This is a genomic window from Bacillus sp. LR_5, assembly GCF_042709275.1.
The window spans coordinates 1-3,732 of record NZ_JAVAXX010000429.1; the positions used below are offsets into that span (position 1 = coordinate 1).

The window sequence follows — 3,732 nt, forward strand, 5'->3', positions numbered from 1 at the left end:
TTCCGGCTGGGTTGATGTGATTACACTCGGAGTCGGGATTCTTCCTTATCAAATACACTACATGGCGAAAAAAGAGCTTTTTCAAAATAAATGGATCGGTTCGTTTCTGAAGAAAATTCATGCCTTTCCGGTAGATCGGGAAAATCCCGGGCCAAGCAGTATTAAAACGCCGATTAAGCTGCTGAAAGAAGGAGAGATCGTCGGTATCTTCCCAAGCGGAACAAGAACCTCTGAGGATGTGCCTTTGAAAAGAGGTGCGGTGACGATTGCGCAAATGGGGAAAGCGCCGCTTGTCCCCGCTGCATATCAGGGCCCTTCAAGCGGAAAAGAGTTATTCAAAAAAGGAAAAATGAAGCTGATTATCGGTGAGCCTCTTCACCAGGCTGATTTTGCCCACCTGCCTTCAAAGGAAAGACTTGCAGCAATGACAGAGGCTTTGAATCAGCGGATTAAAGAACTAGAGAATAAACTTGATCAGCTATAAGGCGTTCTGAGAGATTGCCCTGAAACTGTGAAAATAAGAAAAGCACCTTATACAAGGTGCTTTTCTTATTATGCTTCCTGCTGGTTAGCTGTCTCCAGAAGTTCTTCTTCTTGAAGCTTTTTCACTTCAATATATGCGACGTGGTGGCCGTCAATTTCATTAATGATGAATTCGCAGCCCTCTTCGAGGATGGAATCATCTTTTTCAACATCGTATTTTTGAGTAAGGAACCAGCCGCCGATTGTATCGACTTCTTCGTTCTCTAAATGAATGCCTAGCAGGTCGTTTACTTGGTCAATTAACACTTTTCCGTCAAGAATATAATGGCCTTCGCCGATTTTGCGGATTTCGCTAATTTCATCAATATCAAATTCGTCGCGGATTTCACCGACAATTTCCTCAATGATGTCCTCAACCGTCACAAGCCCAGCAGTACCGCCGTATTCATCAGACAAAATGGCCATGTGGACCCTCTCTTTTTGCATTTTGACAAGCAGGTCTTGGATCGGCGCAGATTCAATGACATGAATGATCGGGTTGACGAATTGAGAAATGGTGGAATCAACAGATACCTCACCGCTTATGCAGGCGGTCAGCACTTCTTTAATGTTAATAACCCCGATAATGTTATCTTTATCGCCCTCTTCCACAGGGTAGCGGGTATATTTTTCAATCTGAATGATGTCCATCATTTCAGAAATCTTGATATCATGCGGAAGGCTGACAATTTCGGTCCGCGGAATCATAATTTCTTTCGCGAGCCTGTCGTCAAATTCAAAGATTTTATTCACATATTTAAACTCTGATTGGTTGATTTCACCGCTTTTATAGCTTTCAGACAAAATGATTCGCAGCTCTTCTTCTGAGTGAGCCAGTTCGTTTTCTGAAACGGTCTCCAGGCCAAATGCTTTGGTCAATAACCGTGCGGAATTGTTCAAAAGCCAAATGAATGGGAACGCGATGCGGTAAAACCAAATCAGCGGTTTCGCAAACAGCATAGACACTGCTTCCGCCTTTTGGATAGCGACTGTCTTAGGTGCAAGTTCTCCGACAACAACGTGTAAGAACGTGATAATGGCATACGCAAAAATAAACGATATGACATGTGAAAGGGAACCTGGAACGTTCATTTGTACGAAAAGCGGGTGAAGCAGCCTTTCAATCGTTGATTCACCTAAAACCCCTAATCCGATGGAAGTCAATGTAATTCCGAGCTGACACGCAGATAAATATTCATCAAGATGCGTGGTCACTTTTTTTACGGCTATTGCTGCTTTATTTCCTTCCGCGATCAGCTGATCGATCCGTGAGCCTCTGATTCTGATAATGGCAAACTCAGATGCCACGAAAAATGCCGTCAGGGCGATTAAAACAGCAACTAAAATCAAATTCACTATGTCCAATTAGAACCTTCACTCTAGCAATGAGAATGAAGGTAACACCTCCTGTTAGATAAAATGGTTTTAACTTAACAGCAGCATAAATGATTGGAACACGGCGAGCTTTTCAGGCGGGAGTTTGCTTTTCAGCTTGTCACGATCCTCGGGCTTCAGCCGTTCAAACCGATGCAAGATTCCGGAGATGTTTTGATTCATATGATCAATTTCTAATGCCAGATTTCCAATTTCATCATCAAGTTTAGCTGAAGAGGGAAACTGGTTCTCCAGTCGATCTTTAATATCGGACAGGGCCAATCGCTGCTTCTTGCAATCTACAATAAATATAAGTCGTTTGAGTGCATTTTCGTCGTAGTAACGGTAATTTGAACAGGATCTGGCCGGCGTAAGCAGACCAAGATTCGTATAATAATCAACTGTCCGTTTCGTTACTCCGGCGAGTGCCGCTAGTTCACTGATGCGATAAGTCTCAGCCCCATCTATATCCCTCCCAACCATCACGTTATAGTTATGAGAATAGTTTAATATATGAATGGTGTCTTGCACAAGTTTATTGTTTTTTTTAGACCGGAATTGGAAGTTGTGGAATTCATCATCTGATTGAAGTAACATAGGAAGATAGAATTTTCAAACTTTTATATACGGAAGGGACAGATGAAATTGGCTGGGTTATCCCGGGAAGTTGAAGAAAACTTAAATAAAGGATCATGGATTCGCAAGCTGTTTGATGAAGGTGCAAGGCTGAAGAAGGAGTTCGGGGAAGACCAGGTATTTGATTTTTCACTCGGCAACCCGATTATTGAACCGCCTGAAGCTTTTAAGAGAGCGTTAATAGAGGAAGCTGAAAAAGGCAGCCACGGATACATACAAAACCAAGGGCTTCCTGCAGCGAGAGAAAAAGTCGCGCAATTTTTGGGGTCGCGTTTTGAAGCTGATTTCTCAGCGGAGCGTATCGTCATGACGGTGGGCGCGGGAGGCGCTTTGAATGTTGCGTTAAAAAGCATCGTAAACCCTGGGGAAGAGGTCATTATTCTCGCACCTTATTTTGCCGAATATAAGTTGTATATTGAGAACTACGGGGGAAAAGCCGTCAGCTGCCCGTTGACAAGCCGGTTTGAGATCGACATTGAAGCGGTAAGGCAATCGATCACTCCACAGACGAAAGGGCTGATCCTCAATACACCGCATAACCCCACAGGCACTGTTCTCAGCCAGAAAAATATAGACGATTTAGGCGCTTTATTAAAAGAAATAGAAGAGAAGAGCGGCCAGACGATTTATGTGCTGTTTGATGAACCGTACAGTCAATTAATCTATGATGAAGAGCTGGCAAATCCGTTTCAATCGTACCATCGTGTGATATTGGCCAGCTCATTCAGTAAAGATCTCGGCATAGCCGGGGAGCGGCTCGGGTATATCGGATTGGACAGCCGAATGCCGGATGCGGACCTTTTGATCAACGCTTTTGTGTATTGTAATCGAACGCTTGGATTTGTGAATGCCCCTGTCATGATGCAGCGGGCTGTGGCACGAATGGATGATTTAAGAGTAGACGCGAGTGTTTATAAAGAGCGCCGGGATTTAATGGTAGACATTTTAAAAGAAGCCGGTTTTGAATTTGAAATGCCAAAGGGAGGTTTCTTTGTTTTTCCAAAATCGCCGATTGAAGATGAAGTTGCATTTTGCGTGCATGCCGCCCAAAAATACAAATTATTAATTGTGCCGAGCAGCGGTTTTGGAATGAGCGGGCATTTCCGATTATCCTTCAGTGTGCCGATCGAGCAGATTAAAAACTCACGGGACATTTTCATTTCTTTATATAAAGATTTTGCTTAAGAAGGCAAAGAAAAG

At 43.4% G+C, this 3,732-nt stretch carries 4 protein-coding genes; 2 read left to right on the top strand and 2 right to left on the bottom strand.

From position 1 onward, the window contains the following. Positions 1 to 484, top strand: a 484-nt coding sequence (locus RAC86_RS36395) for a 1-acyl-sn-glycerol-3-phosphate acyltransferase (protein WP_377886754.1), incomplete at its 5' end; no start/stop codon positions are given. A 68-nt stretch (positions 485 to 552) separates the two neighbouring features. Here the strand turns inward: RAC86_RS36395 and RAC86_RS36400 are convergent. Then, entirely contained in the window at positions 553 to 1,887 is a 1,335-nt protein-coding gene (locus RAC86_RS36400) for a hemolysin family protein (RefSeq protein ID WP_377886755.1), read from the bottom strand. 60 nt (positions 1,888 to 1,947) lie between these two features. Beyond that, positions 1,948 to 2,379 carry a Cu(I)-responsive transcriptional regulator gene (cueR, locus tag RAC86_RS36405; protein ID WP_010886460.1) on the bottom strand — a complete coding sequence of 144 codons (432 nt, stop codon included), beginning with the start codon at positions 2,377 to 2,379 and terminating at the stop codon, positions 1,948 to 1,950. A gap of 156 nt (positions 2,380 to 2,535) precedes the next feature. Between cueR and RAC86_RS36410 the strand changes: the two genes are divergently transcribed. Next, complete coding sequence (locus RAC86_RS36410; RefSeq protein ID WP_225721934.1) at positions 2,536 to 3,717, top strand: pyridoxal phosphate-dependent aminotransferase; 1,182 nt, start codon at positions 2,536 to 2,538, stop codon at positions 3,715 to 3,717. Positions 3,718 to 3,732: the final 15 nt, after the last annotated feature.